Here is a 1,607-nt window from a genome sequence, read left to right on the forward strand (position 1 = left end):
CCTACGCCCACCCCTACCCCGACGCCCACCCCGCCGCCGAGCACGCCTCCCCCACCGCCGCCGCCTCCCCCCGCCGAGCCGTACCGCGTGGCCGGACTCGACTCCGACGCTTTCGGCGACGGCACGGAGCCGGAGATCGTCGCGGACCGCAGCGGCTGGTGGTGGCAGCGCGAGGAGTTGGACATCGGCGGCCGGACGTACGCCCACGGCGTGACGGTGCAGGCGGAGTCGTCGCTGACGATCGAGCTGAACCTCGCGTGCACCCGCTACCGGGCGGCGGCCGGCATCGACGACATGATGTACCGCCTGGGCGCGGCCAGATTCAGCGTCTACGGCGACGACGCCCGGCTGTGGCGCTCGGACTGGGTCGAGGCGGGCGAGGAGGCGGCCATGGTCGACGTGGGCCTGCCGGCCGGGACGGAGACCATCCGGCTGGAAGCCGAACCGCGGCACCCCATGCACACCGCGCTGCTGACGGACTGGGCCGAGTCGGTCATCGACTGCCGCTGAGCGCGGCGTCCGATGTTCCGGGGGGGCGTACGCCTTCGTCCTGCCGGTCCGGGTCTCCCGGCGCACGACGTACGGCGCGCGACGCCGCCGGGCGCCCGGCGCGTACGCCCTACGCCGGGGCGACCAGCAACGGACGGGCGCGCTCGCGGAGTTCCGCGACCATCGGCTCGTCGCCGTAGGGCTCCAGCCGGGCCAGCAGGTCCTTCACGTACTCCGTCGTCCGCGCCGAGGAGATCCGGCCCGCGACCTCCACCGCCCGCGTGCCCTGCGCGCACGCCGCGTCCAGGTTGCCGGACTCCAGTTCCGCGACCGCCGCGACGATCAGCCGCAGCCCGTGCGAGCGTACGAACGCCTCCGTGGGCCGGGCCAGCGCCTGTTCCGTGAAGCGCCGCACCTGGCGCGGGACCCGCAGGTCCCGGTAGCACTCGGCGGCGTCGGCGGCCAGCCGGTCGTAGGCGTAGAAGTCGAGCCAGGCCGGGTCCGGGTCGCCCTCGCGGGCGCGCTCCAGCCAGCTCTCCGCCGCCGCCAGGGCCGTGCCGCACGACGGCTCGTCCTGTGCGCGGGCGTGCGCCCGCGCCTCGACGAGGTGGAAGAAGCTCATCGCACGCGCCGTCGCCAACCCCCTGTTGCGCTCGATCGAGGCCTGGGCGAGGTCCACGCCCTCGTCGGCGAAGCCGCGGTACGTCGCCTGCAGCGACATCGACGCCAGGACATACCCCCCGAGCGGCACGTCCGCCGCCGCCCGCGCCAGCCGCAGCGCCTGGATGTAGTACCGCTGCGCCGCCTCCTGCTGACCCGTGTCGAAGGCCATCCACCCGGCGAGCCGCGTCAGTTCCGCGGTCGCGCCGAAGAGCGAGCGCCCGACCTCGTCGGTGTACGCGCCGAGCAGCAGCGGCGTCGCGTCCACCCGCAGGCACTCCGGCACCATCGACGCCCGCCAGTCGCCGCCCCCGTACTTGGAGTCCCAGCGCCGCGCCTCGTCCGCCGCGTCGCGCAGCTTGGCGACGTCGCTGTGCCCCACGCGCCGCGGCCCGGGGCCCTCGGCGGCGGGCGCGTGCTGCGCGTCGAGGCCGTCGAGGCCGCGGGCGACGGAGCCG

General features: G+C 75.8%; 2 protein-coding genes. One reads left to right on the forward strand and one right to left on the reverse strand.

The window, feature by feature from the left end; genetic code table 11:
• Positions 1-510, forward strand: a 510-nt coding sequence (locus H5J30_RS32140; protein ID WP_181791146.1) for an NPCBM/NEW2 domain-containing protein, incomplete at its 5' end; no start/stop codon positions are given.
• A gap of 109 nt (positions 511-619) precedes the next feature.
• Here the strand turns inward: H5J30_RS32140 and H5J30_RS32145 are convergent.
• Positions 620-1,607 (reverse strand): NsdA family TPR-like regulatory protein (locus tag H5J30_RS32145; RefSeq protein WP_258563634.1); only part of this gene is annotated, 988 nt, incomplete at its 5' end.

Source organism: Streptomyces phytophilus (assembly GCF_013870535.1).
GTDB classification, from domain to species: Bacteria; Actinomycetota; Actinomycetes; order Streptomycetales; family Streptomycetaceae; genus Streptomyces; species Streptomyces phytophilus.